19 protein-coding genes and 6 tRNA genes are annotated in these 24,061 nt (G+C 53.1%); 19 read left to right on the top strand and 6 right to left on the bottom strand.

From position 1 onward, the window contains the following. Positions 1-94: 94 nt before the first annotated feature. Positions 95-2,128, bottom strand: coding sequence for an N-acetylglucosamine-specific PTS transporter subunit IIBC (nagE, locus tag N7387_RS05865; protein WP_279797640.1), 2,034 nt, complete (start codon positions 2,126-2,128; stop codon positions 95-97). Positions 2,129-2,555: 427 nt separating this feature from the next. Here nagE and nagB point away from each other — a divergent pair, with 427 nt between their 5' ends. The 9 genes from nagB (at position 2,556) to N7387_RS05820 (ending at position 6,668) form a co-directional block, all read left to right on the top strand. Next, a complete protein-coding gene (nagB, locus tag N7387_RS05860) occupies positions 2,556-3,365 on the top strand; it encodes a glucosamine-6-phosphate deaminase (RefSeq protein ID WP_279797638.1) in 810 nt (269 codons plus the stop codon). An 83-nt stretch (positions 3,366-3,448) separates the two neighbouring features. After that, a complete protein-coding gene (gene nagA / locus N7387_RS05855) occupies positions 3,449-4,612 on the top strand; it encodes an N-acetylglucosamine-6-phosphate deacetylase (RefSeq protein WP_279797635.1) in 1,164 nt (387 codons plus the stop codon). 13 nt (positions 4,613-4,625) lie between these two features. Next, on the top strand, positions 4,626-5,861 hold the full coding sequence (locus N7387_RS05850; RefSeq protein ID WP_279797634.1) for an ROK family protein: 1,236 nt from the start codon (positions 4,626-4,628) through the stop codon (positions 5,859-5,861). A 190-nt stretch (positions 5,862-6,051) separates the two neighbouring features. Further along, positions 6,052-6,128, top strand: a tRNA-Met gene (locus N7387_RS05845). An 8-nt stretch (positions 6,129-6,136) separates the two neighbouring features. Further along, a tRNA-Leu gene (locus N7387_RS05840) sits at positions 6,137-6,221 on the top strand. Positions 6,222-6,260: 39 nt separating this feature from the next. Further along, a tRNA-Gln gene (locus N7387_RS05835) sits at positions 6,261-6,335 on the top strand. 48 nt (positions 6,336-6,383) lie between these two features. Continuing rightward, positions 6,384-6,458 (top strand) — tRNA-Gln (locus N7387_RS05830). Between the two features lie 37 nt (positions 6,459-6,495). Continuing rightward, positions 6,496-6,572 (top strand) — tRNA-Met (locus N7387_RS05825). Between the two features lie 21 nt (positions 6,573-6,593). After that, positions 6,594-6,668, top strand: a tRNA-Gln gene (locus N7387_RS05820). 232 nt (positions 6,669-6,900) lie between these two features. Here the strand turns inward: N7387_RS05820 and ubiF are convergent. Further along, on the bottom strand, positions 6,901-8,082 hold the full coding sequence (ubiF, locus tag N7387_RS05815; RefSeq protein WP_262862699.1) for a 3-demethoxyubiquinol 3-hydroxylase: 1,182 nt from the start codon (positions 8,080-8,082) through the stop codon (positions 6,901-6,903). A 203-nt stretch (positions 8,083-8,285) separates the two neighbouring features. On the opposite strand from ubiF, the gene miaB reads away from it, so the two are divergent. The 5 genes from miaB (at position 8,286) to lnt (ending at position 13,831) form a co-directional block, all read left to right on the top strand. Continuing rightward, positions 8,286-9,725 carry a tRNA (N6-isopentenyl adenosine(37)-C2)-methylthiotransferase MiaB gene (miaB, locus tag N7387_RS05810; protein ID WP_279797632.1) on the top strand — a complete coding sequence of 480 codons (1,440 nt, stop codon included), beginning with the start codon at positions 8,286-8,288 and terminating at the stop codon, positions 9,723-9,725. A gap of 52 nt (positions 9,726-9,777) precedes the next feature. Beyond that, on the top strand, positions 9,778-10,860 hold the full coding sequence (locus tag N7387_RS05805; RefSeq protein WP_279797630.1) for a PhoH family protein: 1,083 nt from the start codon (positions 9,778-9,780) through the stop codon (positions 10,858-10,860). After that, positions 10,853-11,320 carry an rRNA maturation RNase YbeY gene (gene ybeY / locus N7387_RS05800; RefSeq protein WP_025153517.1) on the top strand — a complete coding sequence of 156 codons (468 nt, stop codon included), beginning with the start codon at positions 10,853-10,855 and terminating at the stop codon, positions 11,318-11,320. The genes N7387_RS05805 and ybeY overlap by 8 nt, the downstream gene beginning before the upstream one ends. Before the next feature lie 70 nt (positions 11,321-11,390). Further along, entirely contained in the window at positions 11,391-12,281 is an 891-nt protein-coding gene (gene corC, locus N7387_RS05795) for a CNNM family magnesium/cobalt transport protein CorC (protein WP_004235612.1), read from the top strand. Beyond that, positions 12,278-13,831, top strand: a complete 1,554-nt coding sequence (gene lnt / locus N7387_RS05790) for an apolipoprotein N-acyltransferase (RefSeq protein WP_279797626.1) — start codon at positions 12,278-12,280, stop codon at positions 13,829-13,831. The genes corC and lnt overlap by 4 nt, the downstream gene beginning before the upstream one ends. Before the next feature lie 72 nt (positions 13,832-13,903). Here lnt and N7387_RS05785 read toward each other — a convergent pair whose 3' ends face one another. The 4 genes from N7387_RS05785 to N7387_RS05770 are packed head-to-tail and all read right to left on the bottom strand — an operon-like array spanning position 13,904 to position 17,587. After that, positions 13,904-14,401 carry a protein disulfide oxidoreductase gene (locus tag N7387_RS05785; RefSeq protein WP_262859962.1) on the bottom strand — a complete coding sequence of 166 codons (498 nt, stop codon included), beginning with the start codon at positions 14,399-14,401 and terminating at the stop codon, positions 13,904-13,906. Continuing rightward, on the bottom strand, positions 14,401-15,129 hold the full coding sequence (locus N7387_RS05780; protein WP_279797624.1) for a DsbA family protein: 729 nt from the start codon (positions 15,127-15,129) through the stop codon (positions 14,401-14,403). Before N7387_RS05780 ends, N7387_RS05785 begins: the two co-directional genes overlap by 1 nt. Continuing rightward, the gene (locus N7387_RS05775; RefSeq protein ID WP_279797623.1) at positions 15,126-17,162 is read right to left on the bottom strand and encodes a protein-disulfide reductase DsbD domain-containing protein; all 2,037 of its coding nucleotides are present in this window, start codon (positions 17,160-17,162) and stop codon (positions 15,126-15,128) included. The genes N7387_RS05780 and N7387_RS05775 overlap by 4 nt, the downstream gene beginning before the upstream one ends. A 56-nt stretch (positions 17,163-17,218) precedes the next feature. Then, positions 17,219-17,587, bottom strand: a complete 369-nt coding sequence (locus N7387_RS05770) for a copper-binding protein (protein WP_262859965.1) — start codon at positions 17,585-17,587, stop codon at positions 17,219-17,221. A gap of 423 nt (positions 17,588-18,010) precedes the next feature. Between N7387_RS05770 and N7387_RS05765 the strand changes: the two genes are divergently transcribed. The 5 genes from N7387_RS05765 (at position 18,011) to leuS (ending at position 24,048) form a co-directional block, all read left to right on the top strand. Further along, positions 18,011-18,913 carry a glutamate/aspartate ABC transporter substrate-binding protein gene (locus tag N7387_RS05765; protein WP_279797620.1) on the top strand — a complete coding sequence of 301 codons (903 nt, stop codon included), beginning with the start codon at positions 18,011-18,013 and terminating at the stop codon, positions 18,911-18,913. Positions 18,914-19,112: 199 nt separating this feature from the next. Further along, the gene (locus N7387_RS05760) at positions 19,113-19,850 is read left to right on the top strand and encodes an amino acid ABC transporter permease (protein ID WP_004235603.1); all 738 of its coding nucleotides are present in this window, start codon (positions 19,113-19,115) and stop codon (positions 19,848-19,850) included. Then, on the top strand, positions 19,850-20,527 hold the full coding sequence (gene gltK, locus N7387_RS05755) for a glutamate/aspartate ABC transporter permease GltK (protein ID WP_004235602.1): 678 nt from the start codon (positions 19,850-19,852) through the stop codon (positions 20,525-20,527). The genes N7387_RS05760 and gltK overlap by 1 nt, the downstream gene beginning before the upstream one ends. After that, the gene (locus N7387_RS05750; RefSeq protein WP_025153524.1) at positions 20,524-21,249 is read left to right on the top strand and encodes an amino acid ABC transporter ATP-binding protein; all 726 of its coding nucleotides are present in this window, start codon (positions 20,524-20,526) and stop codon (positions 21,247-21,249) included. The genes gltK and N7387_RS05750 overlap by 4 nt, the downstream gene beginning before the upstream one ends. A 216-nt stretch (positions 21,250-21,465) precedes the next feature. Next, positions 21,466-24,048 (top strand): leucine--tRNA ligase, encoded by a 2,583-nt coding sequence (gene leuS, locus N7387_RS05745; RefSeq protein ID WP_279797616.1) that lies wholly within the window; start codon positions 21,466-21,468, stop codon positions 24,046-24,048. Positions 24,049-24,061 lie beyond the last annotated feature (13 nt).

Below are 24,061 nucleotides of genomic sequence, written 5' to 3'. Positions count from 1 at the left end.
ACAGAAATATCAGCCTGACAGAGACCTTCGCGCAAAAAACAGATAAAAAAAACGGGAAGCAGATGCCTCCCGTTATTATCACAACCGCAATCACTTATTTAATGACGTGATACAGCTCAGAGTCGTTTGCCTTCACCAGACCTTTGGCAACAATCTCCACACGATCATAATCGTCGATATTACTGATGATGACCGGACTTATCATTGATTTGGCATGTTCGTTCAGATAGGCCAGATCCAGTTTCAGCACCGCATCACCGGCCGCGACCTGTGCGCCTTCCTCGATCAGGCGGGTAAAGCCGTTGCCGTTCAGATTCACGGTATCAATACCCATGTGAACAATAATTTCCGCACCATTATCGGTTTCCAGACAGAATGCATGATTGGTATCAAAAATTTTCACCACAGTACCTGCCGCCGGGGCATATACGGTGTCACTTTCCGGTTTGATGGCAATACCGTCACCGACAACACGACTTGCAAAGGCTTCATCCGGTACAGCAGATAAATCAACCACTTCACCATCGAATGGTGCCACCAGCGTCAATACCACGTTACCGTCACCCTGCGCTTTGGTTTTCACAGCTTCTGGAGCTGCCGCGGTTGCCTGAGCGGCTGCAACCGGACCTTCTTTCAGTACATCACGCATGGCATTGGCAATCAGTTCGGCACGGGTGCCGACAATCACCTGCACACTCTCTTTATTCAGACGGATGACGCCGGAAGCACCGATTTGTTTCGCATAAGCATCATTGACCTGCGCCGAGTCCTTCACGGTCAGACGCAAACGGGTGATACAGGCATCAATACCGGTCAGGTTATCTGAACCGCCGATAGCCGCGATATACTGACGCGCTTCGCTGCTGATGGATTTTTTCTCCTCTTTTTTATTATCAGTGCTGACATTCTCACTGTAACCATCAACGGTGTCGTTGGTTGCCATCGCCGCTTCACGGCCCGGGGTTAACAGGTTGAATTTGGTGATAACAAAACGGAACACCACATAGTACAGCGCGAAGAAAACCAGGCCCTGCAGGATCAGCATATACCAGTTGGTTGCCAGCGGGTTGCGTGAGGACAACGCCATATCCACCAGCCCCGCACTGAAACCGAAGCCGGAAATCCACTGCATGGTTGCAGCGATAAACAGGGAGATACCGGTCAGGAAGGCGTGGATAACATACAGTACCGGTGCCACGAACATAAAGGAGAATTCAATCGGCTCGGTGATACCGGTGAAGAACGCGGCAAAGGCACCGGCGATCATAATACCGGCCACTTTTGCTTTGTTTTCCGGTTTGGCGCAGTGATAAATCGCCAGCGCGGCCCCCGGGATACCAAACATCATGATCGGGAAGAAACCGGCCTGATAACGGCCTGTGATCCCCGGAATTGCGGTACCGGCATCAATGGATTGCTGACCGGCCAGGAAGTTAGGAATATCGTTGATATCCGCCACGTTGAACCAGAACACGGAGTTCAGTGCGTGGTGCAGACCGACAGGAATTAACAGACGGTTAAAGAAGCCGTAAATCCCCGCGCCCCACGCGCCCAGGTCTTTAATGCTCTTACCGAAGGAAACCAGTGCATCATAAATCACCGGCCAGACATACATCAGCACCGCAGCCACCAGGATCATCACGAAAGATGCCAGGATCGGCACCAGACGACGGCCGCTGAAGAATGACAGTGCCAGCGGCAGCTCAACACTGCTGTAACGGTTATACAGTTCGGCGGAAATAACACCGACCAGGATACCGATAAACTGGTTGTTGATCTTACTGAACGCTGCCGGAACGGATTCAGGCGGAATACCCTGAATCATACCGACTGTCGCGGTGGAACACAGGGTGGTCACCACCATAAAGCTGACAAAACCGGTCAGTGCTGCCGCACCGTCTTTGTCTTTTGACATCCCGTACGCAATACCGATAGCAAACAGCATTGACATGTTATCAATGATAGCCGCACCGGATTTAATCAGGAACGCGGCAACCACGTTGTCCGCACCCCAGCCCGTCGGGTCGATCCAGTAGCCGACCCCCATCAGAATTGCCGCAGCCGGCAATGTGGCGACAGGCACCATCAGTGCCCGGCCAATCCGCTGCAGATAGTTCAGTATACCCACTCACTCCCCCTTGCCGCCCTGACGAACGGCCTTTTTGTTTTACTGCATTATTATCACAGCCATGAGCGGCTGCCTTTTTGTGTACATCTGAATGTGTAACAACCGGCCTGAGTATTCACCGGATTGCGTAACATGTATTTTACTCTGGCGATACGTAACAGTCTAAAAAGTTTATTTCGCTTCGCAAATTAAATAGCTGTGATTTGTGATTATTATCACCAATATTCATCACCGGATGGTTAAAATGCTGGCAGTCACACAAAACTTATTTTAAGATAAAAAATATCTTTTCCGGCGGCTGTATTCTCACCCGTGACTAATAAATCCCGGGTATTCATGCTATAGATGAGACAGGAAGGATCTTCCTGAGACAGCACAGCAGATACCGGGCGGATAACCCGGTATAACTTAATGAGGTAGAATCGATATGCGTTTAATCCCTCTTGCGAAAGCGCAGGATGTCGGTCAGTGGTCCGCACAGTACATCGCTGACAAAATCAATGCGTTCCGCCCGTCGGCAGAGCGCCCGTTTGTTCTGGGACTGCCGACCGGCGGCACCCCGCTGGCGACCTACAAGGCGCTGATCGCCCTGCATCAGGCCGGAAAAGTCAGTTTCCGTCATGTGGTGACGTTTAATATGGATGAGTATATCGGCCTGCCGATGTCCCATCCTCAGAGCTATCACTCATTTATGCATGAGAATTTCTTTAATCACATTGATATCCCGGCGGAAAACATCAACCTGCTCAATGGTAATGCCCCGGATAGCGATGCGGAATGTGAACGCTACGAAGCGAAGATGAAAGCTTACGGCGGTGTGCAGCTGTTTATGGGCGGTGTCGGTAATGACGGTCACATTGCCTTTAACGAACCGGGCTCATCACTGACCTCACGCACCCGTGTCAAAACCCTGACACCGGAAACCCGTATCGCCAACTCCCGTTTCTTTGACAATGACATCAATAAAGTACCGAAGTATGCACTCACCGTGGGTGTCGGCACACTGATGGATGCCAAAGAGCTGCTTATCCTCGCCACCGGTCATAACAAGGCAATGGCGGTACAGCAGGCGGTTGAAGGCTCGGTGAATCATATGTGGACGATTACCTGTGTGCAGATCCACCCGAAAGCCATTGTGGTATGTGATGAACCGGCCACACTTGAGCTGAAAGTGAAAACCCTGAAGTATTTCTGTCACCTTGAATCTGACATTATCGAACAATTTGCTGCTGAATAACCGACGCTGACCGCCCTTTATCCGGGCGGTTTTTGTTGTGTTGTCTTATCTTTAAATCAGTATTCTCTCCCCCAGGAGGCGTTATGTACGCATTAACCAATGCCATTATTTATACCGGTCACGATCGTCTGGAAAACCACGCGGTCATTATTGACGGTGAATTAATCCACAGTGTGTGCCCGGTCAGTGAGTTACCGGACGGAATTGATACCCGTGCTCTGGGCGGTGCTATCCTCTCCCCGGGATTTATTGATTTGCAGGTCAACGGCTGCGGCGGCGTACAGTTTAATGACAATGAAGACGATATCACTGTCCGCACCCTGGACATTATGCAGAAAGCCAATGAGCGCACCGGCTGCACCAGCTTCCTGCCGACACTGATCACCAGCCCCGATTCGCTGATGAAACTGAGTGTCAGCACTATGCGTGATTATCTGAAAAACCATAAAAATCAGGCGCTGGGGCTGCATCTGGAAGGGCCTTATATCAACCCGGTGAAAAAAGGCACGCACAATCCGGACTATATCCGCAAGCCGGATGCCGCCATGATTGATTTTCTGTGTGACAACGCAGATGTGATAACCAAACTCACCCTGGCACCGGAAATGGTGGAGACTTCCGTTATCCGCAAACTGACGGATGCCGGAATTGTGGTCTCCTCCGGGCACTCCAACGCAAGTTATGAAGAGTCCCGTGCCGGGTTTGAAAACGGTATCACCCTCTCCACACACCTGTTTAATGCCATGCCGTACATTTCCGGCCGCCAGCCGGGACTGATTGGCGCGATTTATGATACCGCTGAAATCTATGCCGGAATTATTGCTGACGGCCTGCATGTCTCCTGGCCGAACATCCGCAACAGTAAAGCCCTCAAGCGCGACAAGCTGATCCTGGTCACCGATGCCACTGCACCGGCAGGGCTTGATCCGAAAACCAGCGGGCTGGATCATTTTATCTTTGCCGGCAAAACGATATATTATCGTGATGGTTTATGTGTGGACGAAAACGGCACACTGAGTGGCTCCTCACTCACCATGATCCGCGCAGTGGCAAACTGTGTTCAGCATGTCGGTATCCCGCTGGATGAAACCCTGCGCATGGCCACACTCTATCCGGCACGGGCAATTGGTGTTCAGGACAGACTGGGAAGTATTAAATCCGGCAGCATTGCCAACCTGACCGCCTTCACCGCTGATTTTTCTGTCTGTATGACAATCGTTAACGGGAATGTGGTCCATACATCATGAGTAAAAGACACCGATGGGTAACGGAATTCCGCAGATAGGTAATATTGATTTAGTCAAACAGCTGAACGGGGCGGTGGTTTACCGCCTGATAGACCGTTCCGGCCCGATTTCACGCATTCAGATTGCGGAACAAAGTCAGCTGGCACCTGCCAGCGTGACCAAAATTACCCGTCAGCTTCTTGAGCGCGGCCTGATAAAAGAGGTGGATCAGCAGGCATCCACCGGCGGACGCCGCGCTATCTCCATTATTTCCGAACACCGTGCCTTTCAGACTATCGGCGTGCGTCTCGGCCGCCATGATGCCACTATCGCACTGTTTGATCTCAGCGGACGGGCTCTCGAAGAAGAGACCTGTTCCCTGGAAGCCACCTCTCAGGCCGATGCGGAAGCCAAACTCATTGCGCTGATCGACAACTTCAGACAGACACACCAGCGCCGTATCCGTGAGCTTATCGCCATTGCGGTGATTCTGCCCGGCCTGGTCGATCCGGATCGTGGTATTGTGCGCTATATGCCGCATATTACGGTCAATGACTGGCCGCTGACCGAAAACCTCCATCAGCATTTTAAACTGCCCTGCTATGCCGGACATGATATCCGCAGTCTCGCGCTGGCTGAACACTATTTCGGTGCCACCCGTGATTGCGCGGATTCACTGCTGGTGCGCATTCACCGGGGGGCCGGGGCGGGGATTATTATCAACAGCCAGATTCTGCTGAACCGGCGTGGTAATCTCGGCGAAATCGGTCATATTCAGATCGACCCGCTCGGTGAACGCTGCCACTGCGGAAACTTCGGCTGTCTGGAAACGGTCGCATCGGATGCCGCCATTGAAACCCGGGTAAAATATCAGCTGGCTCAGGGGTTTAAGAGTGAACTGACGCCGGATAACTGCGCTGTCCGCGCCATCTGCCGTGCCGCTAACCGGGGGGATGCCCTCGCGGCAGAAGTGATAAAACAGGTCGGTAATTCCCTCGGAAAAGCCATTGCTATCACGATAAACCTGTTTAACCCGCAAAAAGTGGTGATTGCCGGTGAGATAACCGCGGCTGAAAACATCCTTCTGCCCGCACTGCAAAGCTGCATCAATACGCAGTCACTGAAAAATTTCCGTGAGGATCTGCCGGTGGTGATTTCTCAGCTGCCGCCAAACTCCGCTATCGGGGCATTTGCCCTGATAAAACGGGCCATGCTGTACGGTGAACTGCTGCTGCATGTTCTGGAAAACAGACCGGTTCCGCAAGCATAATCTGCTGCCGGATAAATGTATCAACTCTGTGATTTTATCCTGTTTTTTGTTCTGTTTATCTTCAAAGTGATTATTATGCAGGCAAACAAACGGATTTCATCAAAATATCTGCAAAAAGCAGTTGACGCTTTTGGCTGTAATCCGCATAATGCGCCCCGCAACGCCGATGAAGGTCACGCAAAAAAAAGATGGCTACGTAGCTCAGTTGGTTAGAGCACAACACTCATAATGTTGGGGTCACAGGTTCGAATCCCGTCGTAGCCACCATCTTTTTTGCGGGAGTGGCGAAATTGGTAGACGCACCAGATTTAGGTTCTGGCGCCGCAAGGTGTGCGAGTTCAAGTCTCGCCTCCCGCACCATTTCTCGTGACATTCGTTGTTGCTTATTGTATTTCCGGATGGGGTATCGCCAAGCGGTAAGGCACCAGGTTTTGATCCTGGCATTCCCAGGTTCGAATCCTGGTACCCCAGCCATCTTCCACTCAGTGGAAAAATGAAGTATGATAGGCGTCGTTTTTCAGGTGGGGTATCGCCAAGCGGTAAGGCACCAGGTTTTGATCCTGGCATGCCCTGGTTCGAATCCAGGTACCCCAGCCATATTCTGAAAAACGGCTTTGTTAAAGCAGTAAAAGATGGCTACGTAGCTCAGTTGGTTAGAGCACAACACTCATAATGTTGGGGTCACAGGTTCGAATCCCGTCGTAGCCACCATCTTTTGCAGCCACTATCTTTTGGGGTATCGCCAAGCGGTAAGGCACTGGATTCTGATTCCAGCATTCCCAGGTTCGAATCCTGGTACCCCAGCCAAATTCTGAAAGCCTGTCTCTGACGGGCTTTTTGCTTTTCTGCATCCGGATAAATATTTCATTTGCACTCAATGTACAACGCGCGACAGCAGGCAAAATAAACGAAAAGCATGCGCGTCAGGGATGACGCGCCTGAGCGCACACGGATGTGTTTACAGCGGCTTTTCGTTTTTGCCTGCTGTCCGCCATCCCCGGAAGCAGAAGAGAATCTCCCGCCCTGCCTGAATCAGTAATCAGACCCCCAGTGCATATTTCAGCGCCAGTTTTTTCAGCGGTGTTGCACGTTGTGCCACCGTCAGTGCCAGATTACGCAACGGCTGTAACCCCGGCAGGGTATTACTGAAAGTGAGATAAAACGCATCCATCCCGGCCTGCATCAGCAGGTTATCCGGGCGGCGGCGGCGCTCATAACGTCTGAGAACAGATTCACTGCCCCAGTCCTCACAGCACTCCCGCGCCGCAATCAGGGTATTCAGCAGGGTATCCGCATCACGGTAACCGAGATTTACTCCCTGCCCGGCCAGCGGATTAATGGTATGTGCCGCATCACCGATCAGCGCCAGCCCGTCCTGCACATAATGGGCGGCATGGTGACGCACCAGCGGGAAAGAGCCGCAGGCCAGCGGAGTCACGTCCCCGAGGCGTTCAGGGAATGATGCGCGGATTTCTGCCTGCAGTTGCGGCAGCGGCAGTTTACTGAGCTGGCGTATCCGCGCCGGTGAGTCATACCAGACCAGCGAAGCATACGAATCAAACAACGGCAGAAACGCACGCGGGCCGGACGGGAAAAACTGCTGCCAGGTGATATCCTGCTGCTCACGTCCGGTATCCACGCTGATCAGCATGCAGGACTGACGATACTGCCAGCCGCGACTGCCGATACCGGCCAGCGTTCTGACCTGTGATTTCGCGCCGTCCGCCCCGATCACCAGCCGGGTGGTAATGATGTCACCGTTATCAAACGTCAGTAACCATTCACCGGACTGCTTTGTCATACCCTGTAACCGCGCCGGGCACAGACAGGTGATCAGCTCATGAGTGGTGATCATCTCCCACAATGCCCGTTGCAGGACCGGGTTTTCCACCATATACCCCAGCTCAGGTAACCCGAGGCTCTCTGCGGTAAAGGTCACTTCCGACCCCGGTTCCTCATAGGTTTCCAGGGTGCGGTACGGCACACAACGCATGGCACGCACACGCTCCCATACGCCGAGACTCTCCAGTAACTCAGCAGACGCGCGGCTGATGGCAGAAATCCGCACGTCAGGGCGGCTCTGCGCATCGAACGCTGCCGGTGCCTGTAATTCAGCCACCGTGACGCGAAAACCGGCCTGAGCCAATCCCAGTGCTGTGGCGGCACCAATCATTCCCCCGCCGATAACGGTGACTTCAGAATGTGCTAACGGGTTATCCATGACATACCTATTCTAATACGTTGATTTTTTGTTCAATTACCGTAAATTCACCGGGGAAGGTGAAGATCCGTGCTGCCGGGTCTGGTCACCGGAGTGTCAAATGACTACAATATCGACCATTGATTACATCAAACCTGATTGAATACACACAATGCTTTTCAGTGTTGCGGGTATTGTTTCACTGAAAACAGCGGATTGAGAAAATGTCGACGAGTAAAAAACTGTACATAAAAACCTGGGGCTGTCAGATGAATGAGTACGATTCATCCAAAATGGCTGACCTGCTGGAAAGCACCCACGGCTACACTTTAACAGACAATGCCGATGAAGCCGATATTCTCCTGCTTAATACCTGTTCTATCCGTGAAAAAGCGCAGGAAAAAGTGTTCCATCAACTTGGCCGCTGGAAAAACCTCAAGGATGTGAATCCGGACATTATTATCGGTGTCGGGGGCTGTGTGGCCTCCCAGGAAGGGGATTTTATCCGCCGCCGCGCCCCGGCCGTGGACATTGTCTTCGGCCCGCAGACACTGCACCGCCTGCCGGAGATGATCAACAAACTCAGAGGCGACCGCAGCCCGATTGTGGACATCAGCTTCCCGGAAATCGAGAAATTTGACCGCCTGCCGGAACCCCGCGCCGAAGGCCCGTCCGCGTTTGTTTCTATCATGGAAGGCTGTAATAAATACTGCACCTTCTGCGTGGTGCCTTACACCCGTGGTGAGGAAGTCAGCCGTCCGTGTGATGATGTGCTGTTTGAAATCGCACAGTTAGCCGCTCAGGGCGTGCGTGAGGTAAACCTGCTGGGTCAGAACGTGAATGCTTACCGCGGCCCGGCGTTTGACGGCAGCATCTGCAGTTTTGCCGAACTGATCCGTCTGGTAGCCGCGATTGACGGTATCGACCGCATCCGCTTTACCACCAGCCATCCGATTGAATTCACCGATGATATTATCGCTGTTTATGAAGATACCCCGGAACTGGTCAGCTTCCTGCACCTGCCGGTACAGAGCGGCTCGGACCGTATTCTGACCCAGATGAAACGCGCCCATACCGCGCTGGAATACAAATCCATCATTCGCAAACTGCGCAAAGCACGTCCGGATATTCTGATAAGCTCTGACTTTATCGTCGGCTTCCCGGGAGAAACCAATGACGACTTCGAAAAAACCATGCAGCTGATTGCCGACGTGAATTTCGATATGAGCTTCAGCTTTATCTACTCCCCGCGTCCGGGAACGCCGGCGGCTGACCTGCCGGATGACGTGACCGAAGACGAGAAAAAACAGCGTCTGTACCTGTTACAGCAGCGGATTAACCAGCAGGCAATGAGCTACAGCCGTCAGATGCTCGGCACCACTCAGCGCATCCTGGTAGAGGGCCCGTCCCGCAAAGATGTTATGGAGTTATCCGGACGCACCGAAAATAACCGCGTGGTGAACTTTGAGGGCACCCCGGACATGATCGGCAAATTTGTGGATGTCGAAATTACCGATGTCTACACCAACTCACTGCGCGGTCGCGTGATCCGGACAGAAGATCAGATGAACCTGCGTGTTCACGAAACCCCGGAATCCGTGATTGCCCGCACCCGTAAAGAAGACGAACTGGGTGTCGGCATCTACCAGCCAACCGTACACTAACTAACGATCACGCGCAGAATAACCTGCGCGTGAGAATACACAGAGAGATTCAGTGACAGAGACCTATACATCACCTTCACAGGTAGCAACACAGGAAATTTTCCTCGAACCCGCCGAAAATCAGCGCCTGCAAAGCCTCTGCGGTCCCTTCGATGATAACATCAAACTGCTTGAGCGCCGCCTCGGCACCGAAATCAGCCGCCGCGACAACCGCTTCCGGCTGACCGGCAAACCGCACTGTGTCAAAGCCGCTGCGGCTATCCTGCGTCAGCTCTATGTGGAAACCGCCCCGGTGCGCGGCGTTATCCGCGATATTGACCCCGAGCAGGTTCACCTCGCTGTAGCCGAAAGCCGTGTACTGGAACAGAGTGACGAGCATGTGCCGGACTACGGAAAATCCGTCAATATCAAAACCAAACGCGGTATGGTTAAACCGCGCACGCCAAACCAGGCACAGTATATCGCCCACATTCTCGACCACGATATCACCTTCGGTATCGGCCCTGCCGGGACCGGGAAAACCTATCTGGCAGTCGCTGCCGCCGTGGATGCCCTGGAGCGTCAGGAAATCCGCCGCATCCTGCTGACCCGCCCTGCCGTTGAGGCCGGTGAGAAACTCGGCTTCCTGCCCGGCGATCTCAGTCAGAAAGTCGATCCGTATCTGCGCCCGCTGTACGACGCGCTGTTTGAAATGCTCGGCTTTGAGAAAGTGGAAAAGCTGATTGAACGCAACGTGATTGAAGTCGCACCGCTGGCCTATATGCGCGGACGGACGCTGAACGACGCCTTTATTATTCTCGATGAAAGCCAGAACACCACCATCGAACAGATGAAAATGTTTCTGACCCGTATCGGCTTTAACTCCAAAGCGGTTATCACTGGGGATATCACCCAGATTGACCTGCCGAACGGCAATAAGTCCGGTCTGCGCCACGCCATTGAAGTGCTGGCAGATGTGCCGGAACTGAGCTTTAACTTCTTCCACAGTGAAGACGTGGTGCGTCATCCTATCGTGGCAAAAGTGGTTATTGCCTATGAAGCGTGGGAAGCCGCAGAACAGAAACGCAAACAGATGCTGAAACAGCAGCGCGATGCCGAACGTGCGCAGGCGCAGCAGGAACAATCCCATGAGTAATCCGGTTCTTGATTTACAAATCGTCTGTGAAAATACAGACAATCTGCCTTCTGAGGCACAGTTTCAGCGCTGGATTGACGGTGTGCTGCCGATGTTTCAGGAAGAAAGTGAAGTGACCATCCGCCTGGTGGATGAAGCAGAAAGCCATGAGCTGAACCTGACTTACCGCGGCATGGACAAACCAACCAACGTACTCTCCTTCCCGTTTGAAGCGCCGCCGGAAATTGAACTCCCGCTGCTGGGCGATCTGATTATCTGCCGCCAGGTGGTGGAACGCGAAGCCGCTGAACAGGAAAAAACCGAAGAAGAACACTGGGCACATATGGTCGTTCACGGCTGCCTGCATCTGCTGGGTTATGACCACATCGAAGACGATGAAGCAGAGGAGATGGAAGGCCTGGAAACGGAAATCTTAAAAAAATTAGGCTATTCTGATCCGTATATCACAGAAAAAGCGTAGTCAGCGATGCCGTTTTTATGCTACATAATACGGCATCTTTCATTAAATCGGGGAATATAAAAAAACCGCCATGAGCGACGACCATCCATCGGGTAGTGATACACCGAACCAGAAAAAGGGTTTCTTTTCTCTGCTGCGCCAGCAACTGTTCCACGGCGAGCCAAAAAGCCGTGAAGACCTCGTTGAGGTCATCCGTGATTCCGAACAAAATGCACTGATCGATCCTGACACCCGCGATATGCTCGAAGGGGTGATGGATATTTCTGATCAGCGTGTCCGCGATATCATGATCCCGCGTTCACAAATTGTGACTCTCAAGCGTAATCAGACACTCGACGAGTGCCTGGATGTCATTATTGATTCTGCCCACTCCCGCTTTCCGGTGATCAGCGAAGACAAAGATCACATTGAAGGCCTGCTGATGGCAAAAGATTTGCTGCCGTTTATGCGCAGTGATTCCGAAGAGTTCAGTATCGATAAAGTCCTGCGCCAGGCGGTTGTTGTGCCGGAAAGTAAGCGTGTTGACCGTCTGCTTAAGGAGTTCCGCTCCCAGCGCTATCATATGGCGATTGTGATCGATGAATTCGGCGGCGTCTCCGGACTTGTCACTATCGAAGACATTCTGGAGTTAATCGTCGGCGAAATTGAGGATGAATACGATGATGAGGATGACGTGGATATCCGTCAGCTCAGCCTGCACTCCTATTCTGTCCGCGCCCTCACCCAGATAGAAGATTTTAACGACGCATTCGGCACCCGCTTCAGCGATGAAGAAGTGGATACCGTCGGCGGGCTGGTGATGCAGGCCTTCGGCCATCTGCCGACCCGGGGTGAAACCATTGAGATTGACAACTACCAGTTCAAAGTTGCGATGGCGGACAGTCGTAAAATTATCCAGTTACATGTTAAGATTCCGGACGATGCTCCAATCCCGTCTTTAGATGAAGATAATCTGACATGATAAAATCACCTCATGGTTTACGCCAGTGGCCGCGTCTGCTGCTGGCACTGATTTTCGGGGCCGGCGGAACGCTGGCCTTTTCGCCTTTTGATCTCTGGTTTTTCTCACTGCCTGCACTGACCGCCCTGCTGCTGCTGACCCTCAACCGGACAGGCAAACAGGCTTGTGCTATCGGTTTCGCCTGGGGGTTGGGCTTATTCGGCAGCGGCGTAAACTGGGTGTATGTCAGTATCGCGGATTTCGGCGGTATGCCGGAAATCGCCAACCTGTTCCTTGTTGTCCTGCTGGCTGCCTATCTGGCGCTCTATCCGATGCTGTTTGCCGGTCTGCTGGCGAAATGCTTCCCGCACGCCACTGTCTGGCGTCTGGTGATTGCTGCCCCGGCACTCTGGCAGCTCACTGAATTTTTACGCGGCTGGGTGCTGACCGGCTTCCCGTGGCTGGAATTCGGCTATACCCAGATTGACGGCCCGATGCGCGCACTGGCGCCAATCCTGGGTGTCAATGCCATCACCTTCCTGCTGATGGTGATAAGCGGGCTGATTGCCCTTTCACTCTCACAGCGCCGTATCCGCCCGCTGATCCCGGCACTGGTGCTGCTGTTTGCGCCGTGGCTTGCCCGCAACTACCAGTGGTATCAGATGAATAACGACCCGACTCAGGTCGCGCTGGTACAGGGAAATATCGCCCAGTCCCTGAAATGGGAACAGGGCATGCTGGATAAAACGCTGGGCATTTACCTCAAAGAGAGCCGCCCGTACTTCCGCCCTGACACCCTGATTATCTGGCCGGAATCCGCTATTCCGGATTTTGCCGCCAGTCAGTCTGCGTTCCTGGATCAGCTTAACGGCCTGCTGACACTCAGCGGTGCGCAGCTTATCACCGGTGTGGTGGATGCGGTCCCGAAAGCGGACGGCAAAGAGTATGATGTTTACAACACCCTGATTGTGTTGGGCAATAAGAGTGAATACGACAGCCGGGATACAAACCGCTATTACAAACATCACTTAGTGCCGTTCGGGGAATTTGTGCCGCTGGAAGATTTACTGCGTCCGCTGGCGCCGTTCTTTAACCTGCCGATGTCTGCTTTCAGCCGCGGGGGTTACATTCAGCCGCCGCTGACCGCCGGAAAAATGACACTGACCGCCGAGATTTGCTATGAAGTGATCCTCGGGGAGCAGGTGCGCCACAATATGACCGACAAAACCGGTGTACTACTGACTGCCTCCAATGATGCCTGGTTCGGCCGCTCCATCGGCCCGTGGCAGCATTTCCAGATGGCGCGGATGCGAGCACTGGAGCTGGGGCGTCCGCTGCTGCGAGCCACCAATAACGGTATTACCGCCATTGTTGCACCGGACGGCTCTGTCACCGCGCAGTTGCCGCAGTTCACACAGGCCACCCTGAGTGCCACGGTGACCTCTGCATCCGGTTTCACGCCGTATTACCGTATGGGCACCTGGCCGGTCTGGGGCGCTACCGTTATCTTCCTCGGTCTGGCGCTGGTAAAACGCAGAAAGAGCACCGAGCGCGGCCTGCATTTTCGCTGATTAAGAAAAAATTCCGCAGATAAAAAATCCCGCCGTGATTGCTCACCGGCGGGATTTTTATTTTCAGACTGATTATTTCGCCAGCCACAGCCGGGCCATCATACCCAACTGGCTGGTCCAGCCGCTGGTATAACTGACTATCTCCCCTTTGTGATAAATCACAAAGGTCGGCGTGACATTCACGCCCCAGAGCTGAGAGATACGGCCATCCGGATCATTAATCACCGGAAAATAGTAACCTTTCGCTGCCATCCCTTTCGCCAGCCGGTCATCGTCACCGGAGCGGATAGCAACCGTCACCACATTGTAGCCAAACTCAGACAGCTCGCTGACTGACGGCGACGTCAGTTTACAGATCCCGCACCAGGATGCCCAAAAGTAGACCAGTAACGGTTTTTCCGCACTCATCTGCGCAATGGACACCGGTGTGCCGTCTGTCAGTGTCAGTGAAGGCACCGTGTTTAAATCCGGTGCCTGCGGTTTGCGCCAGTAGTCCATCGCCTGTGACGCAATAAATAAAATCACCAGCAGCAGGAGAAATTCCTTTCCCCATCTGCGCAGTAACCGCATTATTTAACCTTAGCCAGCTGTTCCTTAATGACAGATTCCAGCTGTGCGTCATCCACGGCCCCCGGCAGCATCACGTCACCGATCAGCGTTGCAGGCGTTCCCTGAACACCTAACTGCTCTGCCAGCATCATGTTCATACGCATGGTATTCATACTGTTCTCAGTGACTTTTACATCACCCGCTTTGGCGGTTTTCAGTGCGCTGTTGATATCATCCTGGGTCAGTGCGGTTTTTTTCTGCATCAGGCGGTTATGCAGCGGTGCGAATGCTTCCGGCTTGCTTTCCCAGACAGAAAGTGAGGCACGACTGGCATTCAGGGAACTTTCCCCTTTGAACGGCAGCAGTTTGAAGACTACCGCCACGTCAGGGTATTTTTTCACCATCGCTTCCAGCTGCGGATCAAAACGTTTGCAGTACGGGCAGTTATAATCGGTGAAAGAGACAATGGTCAGCTTCGGTGATTTTGAACCGATGCGCGGCGTGTACTTATCATTAAACAGCGCGTCAGCATTCGCTTTAACGGCATCTTTCATCTGCGCAGTCTGTTTTTCGGTCTGTTTCTGCTGAAGTGCCGCGATCGCTTCTTCCAGAATTTCCGGGTTTTTGACCAGTGTGTCACGAACCAATTCACGCACCTGCGCTTCCTGGTCAGCGGTAAAAGCAGCCGCGTGAGCTGTGGCTGTAAAGATAAGCGGAGCAATCATTAAAGCCGCGAGTGTTTTTTTCATGGTTCAATTCCTTGTGACTGATTTAACAGATGTAAGAGTGTTTCTTTATCCAGCAATGGTGACAAGATTTCACCATCAGGTAAAGCAGGGCCGTAAATCTGATTAAACGGTACTGCCAGATGCCCGCGCTTTTGTAAAAATGCAGTAATATCCGGTGACGGTTTGGTCCAGTCCCCGCGCAGTGCGACAACATCCGGTTCACGGAGTGCGTCCTGAACATCATCGCGTAATAATACATTGTATTTGTTTGCTTTGCAGGTTACGCACCATTCGGCGGTCACATCCACAAAAACCCGTTTCCCCTGAGAAAGCGCGGTGGTCACCGCCTCTTCCGTCAGCGGCTGCCAATCCACCTGATCACGGACCAGGCTCTGCTGCCGGTCATCCGTCATATTGATACCGGCCCAGATACCACCGGCCACCAGCAGTGCCGCCAGCGCCGCCGTTCCGCGCTTAATACCGGTACGGCGGAACGCCAGCAGCGCAAGTACCAGCAGCACAACCCCCACCATCACGGCAGCGGTTTCCGGCCCGGTGTGCGGGATCAGCAGACTGATCAGCCACAGTGCTGTAATAAACATCATGGCACCCAGCACCAGACGCAGACCGTTCATCCAGCGGCCCGGTTTCGGCAGAGCTCTGGCAATTCCAGGAAATGCGGCGATCAGCAGCCACGGCAGACTCATCCCTAGTCCCAGCGCGGTAAAGATCATCCACAGCTGTGAATACGGGGCCACCAGCGCAAACGCAACGGCAGTACCGAGGAACGGCGCGGTACAGGGGGTCGCCAGCAGCGTGGCAAACATACCTTCCATAAAGTGGCCGCGCATCCCTTTGCCGCCCGCTGTCGCCAGTTTTGTGGTTGCATTACTGCTCAGACGGATAGAAAAAACACCGAACAGATTGGCACTGAACAGTAAGGTTACCACCACCATAAAGCCGAGGAACCACGGGTTCTGGAACTGAATTCCCCAGCCGACCGCACTTTGTGTCAGACGTAATACCGACACCAGTGCCGCGAGGATCCAGAAGGAGACCATAATACCGGAGGAGGAGACCAGGAACTGGGTGCGGATCATCCGCCGTTCGCGGTTTTCCACATACAGCACAGCGCCGAGTTTCATCGCCAGCACCGGCAGAACACACGGCATAACGTTGAGGATCAGCCCGCCCAGCAATGCAAACAGTAACAGCATGATAAAGGAGGTATCACTGCCGGATGCAGCCGTAATATCCGGCCCGCTGCCGATCACCGTGGTGAGCGCCTGCGCTGCCGGACCGTCTGTCACAACGACCGACAACGGTTTTCCGTTCAGATCTGACGGTACTTCACCCCAGTCATCCGTCACTTTAACGGTGACGGTGAGATTATCCCCGGAAAGAGTAAATGACGGCGCGGCAAAAATAGTTTCTTTATCCGCATTAAAAAACAGCTGCGGATCCTGCCAGCCGCCCGGGCGGTGCAGTGCCATCGTCAGCGTACCACCGTTTACCCGGCTGCCGCCGATGGTGATATCACCGCCGGTCTGCGGCACCTGCTGCATCGCCATCACATACTGGCGGTCAAAATCGTCCGGCGCGGGTTCAGACGTATCCAGTGAGACCGGATAATCGGTCAGGATACAGACATTACTGCATGTGGATAAGGTCAGTGTTCCGCTGAGCGCCGGCAGCGCCTGAGCCGCCGTGACTTCCAGCGGGAACACCACACTGCCGCCGTAGCCCTGAGTGGAAAGCCCTGCGACGTCAAAACGCTGCGGTGCGGGCCAGAACCACTGTGTATCAGCGGAGGTCTCCTGCCATGTCAGTTCAGGGGCAACGCCCCCCTCGCCCGGTGACTGCCAGTAGGTTTTCCAGCCCGGTTGTAATTCAACAGCCAGCAGCAGACGCAGTTTTCCGTCTTTCCACTGATCTGATGTGACTCTGACACGGGCGTGATCATTGTGCGGCATTTCAGTCCAGCCGGTATCAGCTGCATGCACAGAAGTCAGCGCGGACAAAAACAGCACAAACGCTGTTAATACAAAACGCATAATTTTTTCATCTCCGAATTAAGCAAAAAACCCGACAATATAAAGCGAGCCGGTTGCTAATCCCTCATGACACAAAAATGGAGATGCCTGCGCAGCCGCATCGGCGGGATATGCTGACGCCACGAGCGCGAACGGTAACGGACAGGGACAATCACCGCCGTCATGACGAAGAAAAGAAGGGCAAAAAAGAGAGGTTCTGCCGGGAACTGCGGCACCGTACTCAGCGACTTGGCACTGATATCACAGGTGCCGCCGGGATTGGTGCTGCCGGTTTCCGCATCACTGAGCTGCACCGGCGTGGTAAAATCCGCAGACGGGCTCAGGCTGATGCGAGGCGCACCAGACACCCGTTGTGTCAGACACAACAGGATAAAGAATAATGTGAAAAACAGCAGCAAATAACCCTGCCTGCGTTGCTTCAGCATAGCCCGCTCCCCGATAGTTACCGCTTATCTTACACAGCCAGCGATTTCAGACAACCGGATAACCATAACTTTACACATTTAACCGCAATATGATGTTTTCACCGTACAGCCGGATTGTGACAACAGCCGATTATGGCACAATAGCACTTCCCGGCCATAACAGCATCCCGCCCGGCAGTAAAAACAACCATTAAAAGGTTAATAATTACGCCAATTGCAGCATATAAAACCAAGTCAACTAAAAATATCATAATTTAATATGAGTGTACGTTCTGTGTGTAACTTGCACATCTTTATCGGACAGAGTGAGAGGGATCTCCCGATTTAAAACAAATTAACTTCCATTTATTAACAATAGTGTTCTATTTTTAACAATACAAACACAATAGCAACACACGTCCTTATACTGTTCCCGAAAAGGAGTTGTTTATGCGCAAGTTAGTTTTGTCTGTACTGGTCACCGGAGCCGCGCTTGCCAGTGCGGCAGTTTCTGCTGAAGAGCTGACCGGTACACTGAAAAAAATCAATGATAACGGTGTGATTATCGTCGGTCACCGCGAGTCCTCTGTCCCTTTCTCTTATTATGATAACCAGCAAAACGTGGTCGGCTATTCCCAGGATTATTCCAACCATATTGTTGATGCAGTGAAAAAGACCCTGAATAAGCCGGATTTACAGGTCAAACTGATCCCGGTGACCTCTCAGAACCGTATCCCGCTGTTACAAAACGGCACATTCGATTTTGAGTGCGGCTCCACCACCAACAACCTGGCGCGCCAGCAGCAGGCCGCGTTCTCCAATACTATTTTTGTGGTCGGTACGCGTCTGCTGACCGGTAAAGATTCCGGTATCAAAGATTTTGCCGATCTCGCCGGGAAAAACGTCGTGGTGACATCCGGTACTACATCCGAAATGCTGCTCAACAAACTCAATGATGAGAAGCAGATGAAGATGCGCATTATCAGCGCCAAAGATCACGGGGATGCCTTCCGCACGCTGGAATCCGGTCGTGCGGTCGCCTTTATGATGGATGATGCCCTGCTGGCCGGTGAGCGCGCCAAAGCGAAAAAACCGGATAACTGGGTGATTGTCGGCACACCGCAGTCCGAAGAAGCCTACGGCTGTATGCTGCGCAAAGATGATCCGCAGTTTAAAGCGCTGATCGATAAAACCGTTTCTGATGCGCAAACCTCCGGTGAGGCTGAGAAATCCTATACCCGCTGGTTCAAACAGCCGATTCCGCCTAAAAACCTCAACCTGAACTTTGAATTATCCGATGAAATGAAAGGGCTGTTCAAAGCGCCGAATGACAAGGCCTTTGAATAATCACCACGGCGGCTGACAGCCTGACCAGCTGCGCCGTCCGGACTGAGGATATAACTAAGACCGCCGCGCCCGCGTTCACCACTGACGCGGGCGCGGACGATAAACCACAGTCCGCAGCATGCAAACACACTGTCTGTCCGGTAACCACTGGTTATCCGTCTTATACAGGGAGTTCGTTCTTTATACCGGGAGCCGCGCTATGTCAGCAAACTGGGACTGGGGCATCTTTTTTCAGCCCGCCCCCTTCGGCAACACCACTTACCTCGGCTGGATCCTGTCCGGCCTGAAGGTCACGGTGCTGCTGTCAATCTGTGCCTGGATTATCGCCTTTCTGGTGGGATCCCTGTTCGGTATTCTCCGTACGGTGCCGAATAAGTTTCTCTCCTCACTCGGCACCATTTACGTGGAAATTTTCCGTAATGTGCCGCTGATCGTCCAGTTCTTCACCTGGTATCTGGTGATCCCGGAGTTCCTGCCGTCGTCCCTGCGCGACTGGTTTAAAATGGATCTCGACCCGAATATCCAGTTCTTTATTTCCTCCACCCTCTGTCTGGGGCTGTTTACCGCCGCCCGTATGACCGAACAGGTACGTGCCGCCATTCAGTCACTGCCGCGCGGTCAGAAAGCCGCCGGATTGGCAATGGGGCTGACACTGCCGCAGACTTATCGCTATGTGCTGCTGCCGAATGCCTACCGCGTGATTATTCCGCCGATGACATCGGAAATGCTTAACCTGGTGAAAAACTCTGCCATTGCCTCCACTATCGGGCTGGTCGATATGGCTGCGCAGGCCGGGAAGTTGCTGGATTACTCTGCCAGAGCTTATGAGTCCTTTACCGCGATCACCCTCGCCTATGTCGGCATCAACGTTATTATTATGCTGGCCATGCATTTACTGGAAAAACGGGTGCGTCTGCCCGGGACAGGAGGCCACTGATGTACGAATTTGACTGGAGTTCGGTGATGCCGGGTATGCCGTTCCTGTTACAGGGGCTGGTTATTACGGCGAAAATCACGGTTACCGCGATTGTTATCGGCATCCTGTGGGGCACGATACTGGCTATGATGCGCCTGTCATCCATAAAGATTGTGAGCTGGCTGGCTGCCCTCTATGTGAATGCCTTCCGCTCCGTTCCGCTGGTGATGGTGCTGTTATGGTTCTATCTGATTGTGCCTAACTTAGTCCAAAATGTTCTTGGCATATCACCAAAAACAGATATCCGTCTGATCTCAGCTATGGTAGCGTTTTCCCTGTTTGAAGCTGCGTATTATGCTGAAATTATCCGCGCCGGGATTCAGAGTGTGTCACGGGGACAAACATCCGCCTCACTCGCCCTCGGTATGACCAAAATGCAGACCATGCGTCTGGTGGTGCTGCCGCAGGCATTCCGTGCGATGATCCCGCTGCTGCTGACCCAGGGAATTGTCCTGTTCCAGGATACGTCACTGGTGTATGTGCTCAGCCTGACCGATTTCTTCCGTACCGCCAGCAATATCGGCGAGCGTGACGGAACACAAATCGAGATGGTGCTGTTTGCGGGGGCGGTTTATTTTGTTATCAGCTTTGGTGCGTCAATGCTGGTTAATTATCTCAAGAGAAGGACTGTGTCATGATCTCCCTGAAAAATATCTCCAAATGGTACGGTCAGTTCCGTGTCTTAACCGACTGCTCGACCGACGTCAAAAAAGGGGAAGTGGTTGTGGTGTGCGGCCCGTCCGGCTCCGGTAAATCCACGCTGATAAAAACCGTCAACGGCCTTGAGCCGGTGCAGCAGGGCGAAATTTTCGTCAATGATATTCAGGTGAATGACAAACGCACCAACCTGGCGAAACTGCGTTCCAAAGTCGGCATGGTATTCCAGCACTTTGAGCTGTTCCCGCACCTCTCCATTGTGGAAAATCTGACCCTGGCACAGGTAAAAGTGCTGGGGCGCGATAAAGCGGCAGCAAAAGAAAAAGGGCTGAAACTGCTGGAGCGTGTCGGGCTGTCTGTCCATGCGGATAAATTCCCGTCCCAGCTGTCCGGCGGACAGCAGCAGCGTGTGGCTATCGCCCGCGCCCTGTGTATGGATCCTGTCGCCATGCTGTTTGATGAGCCGACATCCGCCCTCGACCCGGAAATGATCAACGAAGTGCTGGACGTGATGGTGGAACTGGCACACGAAGGCATGACAATGATGGTGGTCACCCATGAAATGGGCTTTGCCCGTAAAGTGGCGGACCGCGTGATTTTCATGGATGAAGGCAAAATCGTCGAAGACAGTAAAAAAGAGGATTTCTTTGCCAACCCGAAATCCGATCGCGCCAAAGATTTTCTGGCTAAAATTCTGCACTGATGTTCTGACCGGCCGGTCACAGACCGGCCTTTCTTCTTCTCTTTGTCATTCCCCTGCTTTTTTCATCCCTTTACGCCCTTAACTGTTGTTCCCTCAGGGGCATATCGGCTATGCTAACGGGTCAGAAATTAACGAAACCCAATATTTTCATGCTGTCCGCCCGGTCTGGTTGTCAGTCCGTGTCCGGCAGTTCATCACCACAGGAATACCGGTGCCATGCAAGAACAATATCGTCCCGAAGACATAGAGCAACAAGTCCAGAGTCACTGGCAGGAAAAACAAACATTTAAAGTGACTGAAGATAACAGTAAAGAGAAATACTACTGCCTGTCTATGCTGCCATACCCTTCAGGACGACTACACATGGGCCACGTGCGTAACTACACCCTGGGTGATGTGATGTCACGTTACCAGCGCATGCTGGGTAAAAACGTCTTACAGCCGATTGGCTGGGATGCGTTCGGTCTGCCTGCGGAAGGCGCTGCGGTAAAAAATAACACCGCGCCGGCACCGTGGACCTACGCCAATATCGAATACATGAAACAACAGCTGAAAAAGCTGGGTTTCGCCTACGACTGGGATCGCGAAGTTACCACCTGTACGCCGGAATATTACCGCTGGGAACAGTGGTTCTTTACCAAACTGTATGAAAAAGGTCTGGCGTATAAGAAGACCTCCGCCGTGAACTGGTGTCCGCATGACCTGACGGTTCTTGCCAACGAGCAGGTTATCGACGGCTGCTGCTGGCGTTGTGATACCCCGGTTGAGCGCAAAGAGATCCCGCAGTGGTTTATCAAAATCACCGCTTACGCCGAAGAACTCCTCAATGATCTGGATACGCTGGAAGACTGGCCGGAGCAGGTCAAAACCATGCAGCGCAACTGGATCGGCCGTTCCGAGGGTGTGGAAATCACCTTTGATGTCGCGGACAGCACCGAAAAACTGAGTGTCTACACCACCCGCCCGGATACCTTTATGGGTGTCACTTATCTGGCGGTGGCGGCGGGTCATCCGCTGGCACAGCAGGCTGCACAGAACAATCCGGAACTGAAAACCTTTATCGACGAGTGCCGTAATACCAAAGTGGCTGAAGCTGAAATGGCCACGATGGAGAAAAAAGGCGTGGCAACCGGTATGTTTGCCATTCACCCGCTGACCGGCGAAAAAGTTCCGGTCTGGGTCGCTAACTTTGTTCTCATGGAATACGGTACCGGTGCCGTGATGGCGGTTCCGGCGCACGATCAGCGCGACTGGGAATTTGCCACCAAATACGGTTTAGCAATCAAACCGGTTATTCTGGGTGAAGACGGCAACGCGCCGGATATCAGTGAAGCGGCAATGACCGGCAAAAACACCCTGTTTAATTCCGGTGAATTTGATGGTCTGGATTACACCGCCGGTTTTAACGCGATTGCGGACAAACTGGTGGCACTCGGCGTGGGTGAGCGCAAAGTAAACTACCGCCTGCGCGACTGGGGGGTTTCCCGTCAGCGTTACTGGGGCGCACCAATCCCGATGGCAACCCTGGAAGACGGCACCGTGGTGCCGGTTCCGGAAGATCAGTTACCGGTTATCCTGCCGGAAGACGTGGTCATGGACGGCATCACCAGCCCGATTAAAGCCGATCCGGAGTGGGCAAAAACCACCATCAACGGTCAGCCAGCCCTGCGTGAAACCGATACCTTCGATACCTTTATGGAATCCTCCTGGTATTATGCCCGTTACTGCTGCCCGGACTACGACAAAGGCATGCTGGACCCGGCGGCGGCCAACTACTGGTTGCCGGTCGATCAGTATATCGGCGGTATCGAACACGCCATTATGCATCTGATGTATTTCCGCTTCTTCCACAAACTGATGCGTGATGCCGGTCTGGTGAACTCAAATGAACCGGCGAAAAACCTGCTGTGCCAGGGCATGGTACTGGCTGATTCCTTCTATTACACCGACACTGACGGCCACCGCGTGTGGGTGTCTCCGGAAGAAGCTATTCTTGAGCGTGATGATAAAAACCGTATCATCAAGGCAACAGATAAAGAAGGCCGCGAGCTGGTTCACACCGGCATGAGCAAGATGTCAAAATCGAAGAACAACGGTGTTGATCCGCAGATTATGGTGGAAAAATACGGCGCGGATACCGTTCGTCTGTTTATGATGTTTGCGGCACCACCGGAACTGACCCTCGAGTGGCAGGAATCCGGCGTGGAAGGCGCGAACCGCTTTATCCGTCGTGTATGGCGTCTGGTGTATGAGCATGTTCAGAAAGGCAAAACCGCGCCGCTGGATATCAGCAACCTGACACCGGAACAGAAAGATCTGCGACGCTCTCTGCACAAAACCATTGCCAAAGTCAGCGATGACGCCGGCCGCCGTAAGCAGTTCAACACCGCCATCGCGGCGATTATGGAACTGCTCAATGAACTGCAGCGCGCACCTCAGGAAACAGAGCAGGATCGCGCGCTGATGCAGGAAGCGCTGGATGCGGTTATCCGTATGCTCTCTCCGATTATCCCGCACGCCGGTTTCACCCTGTGGAAAGCGCTGGGTCACGAAACGGATGTGGATGATGCACAGTGGCCGGTCGCCAGCGAAGAAGCAATGATTGACGATACCAAACTGATTGTTATCCAGATCAACGGTAAAGTCCGCGGTCGTATCACGGTTGCCGCCGATGCGGAGCAGGATGCTGTTATGGCACTGGCCTCGCAGGAAGCGAATGTGGCGAAATACCTCGAAGGCGTGAGTATTCGCAAAGTCATTTATGTGCCGGGTAAATTACTGAACCTGGTCGTGGGTTAATTAAGGAGATATC

Origin of the sequence: Morganella sp. GD04133 (assembly GCF_029835375.1) — a bacterium.
Classification (GTDB): domain Bacteria; phylum Pseudomonadota; class Gammaproteobacteria; order Enterobacterales; family Enterobacteriaceae; genus Morganella; species Morganella morganii_B.
Note: the sequence above shows the minus strand (reverse complement) of the source record. Positions and strands in the feature narration are given on the sequence as shown.

Coding starts and splice junctions, on each gene's coding strand:
- nagA (WP_279797635.1), top strand. CDS start 3,449: ATGTACGCATTAACCAATGCCATTATTTATACCGGTCACGATCGTCTG.
- corC (WP_004235612.1), top strand. CDS start 11,391: ATGAGCGACGACCATCCATCGGGTAGTGATACACCGAACCAGAAAAAG.
- miaB (WP_279797632.1), top strand. CDS start 8,286: ATGTCGACGAGTAAAAAACTGTACATAAAAACCTGGGGCTGTCAGATG.
- lnt (WP_279797626.1), top strand. CDS start 12,278: ATGATAAAATCACCTCATGGTTTACGCCAGTGGCCGCGTCTGCTGCTG.
- N7387_RS05780 (WP_279797624.1), bottom strand. CDS start 15,129: ATGAAAAAAACACTCGCGGCTTTAATGATTGCTCCGCTTATCTTTACA.
- leuS (WP_279797616.1), top strand. CDS start 21,466: ATGCAAGAACAATATCGTCCCGAAGACATAGAGCAACAAGTCCAGAGT.
- N7387_RS05770 (WP_262859965.1), bottom strand. CDS start 17,587: ATGCTGAAGCAACGCAGGCAGGGTTATTTGCTGCTGTTTTTCACATTA.
- gltK (WP_004235602.1), top strand. CDS start 19,850: ATGTACGAATTTGACTGGAGTTCGGTGATGCCGGGTATGCCGTTCCTG.
- ubiF (WP_262862699.1), bottom strand. CDS start 8,082: ATGGATAACCCGTTAGCACATTCTGAAGTCACCGTTATCGGCGGGGGA.
- N7387_RS05775 (WP_279797623.1), bottom strand. CDS start 17,162: ATGCGTTTTGTATTAACAGCGTTTGTGCTGTTTTTGTCCGCGCTGACT.
- N7387_RS05750 (WP_025153524.1), top strand. CDS start 20,524: ATGATCTCCCTGAAAAATATCTCCAAATGGTACGGTCAGTTCCGTGTC.
- N7387_RS05760 (WP_004235603.1), top strand. CDS start 19,113: ATGTCAGCAAACTGGGACTGGGGCATCTTTTTTCAGCCCGCCCCCTTC.
- nagB (WP_279797638.1), top strand. CDS start 2,556: ATGCGTTTAATCCCTCTTGCGAAAGCGCAGGATGTCGGTCAGTGGTCC.
- N7387_RS05850 (WP_279797634.1), top strand. CDS start 4,626: ATGGGTAACGGAATTCCGCAGATAGGTAATATTGATTTAGTCAAACAG.
- ybeY (WP_025153517.1), top strand. CDS start 10,853: ATGAGTAATCCGGTTCTTGATTTACAAATCGTCTGTGAAAATACAGAC.
- N7387_RS05785 (WP_262859962.1), bottom strand. CDS start 14,401: ATGCGGTTACTGCGCAGATGGGGAAAGGAATTTCTCCTGCTGCTGGTG.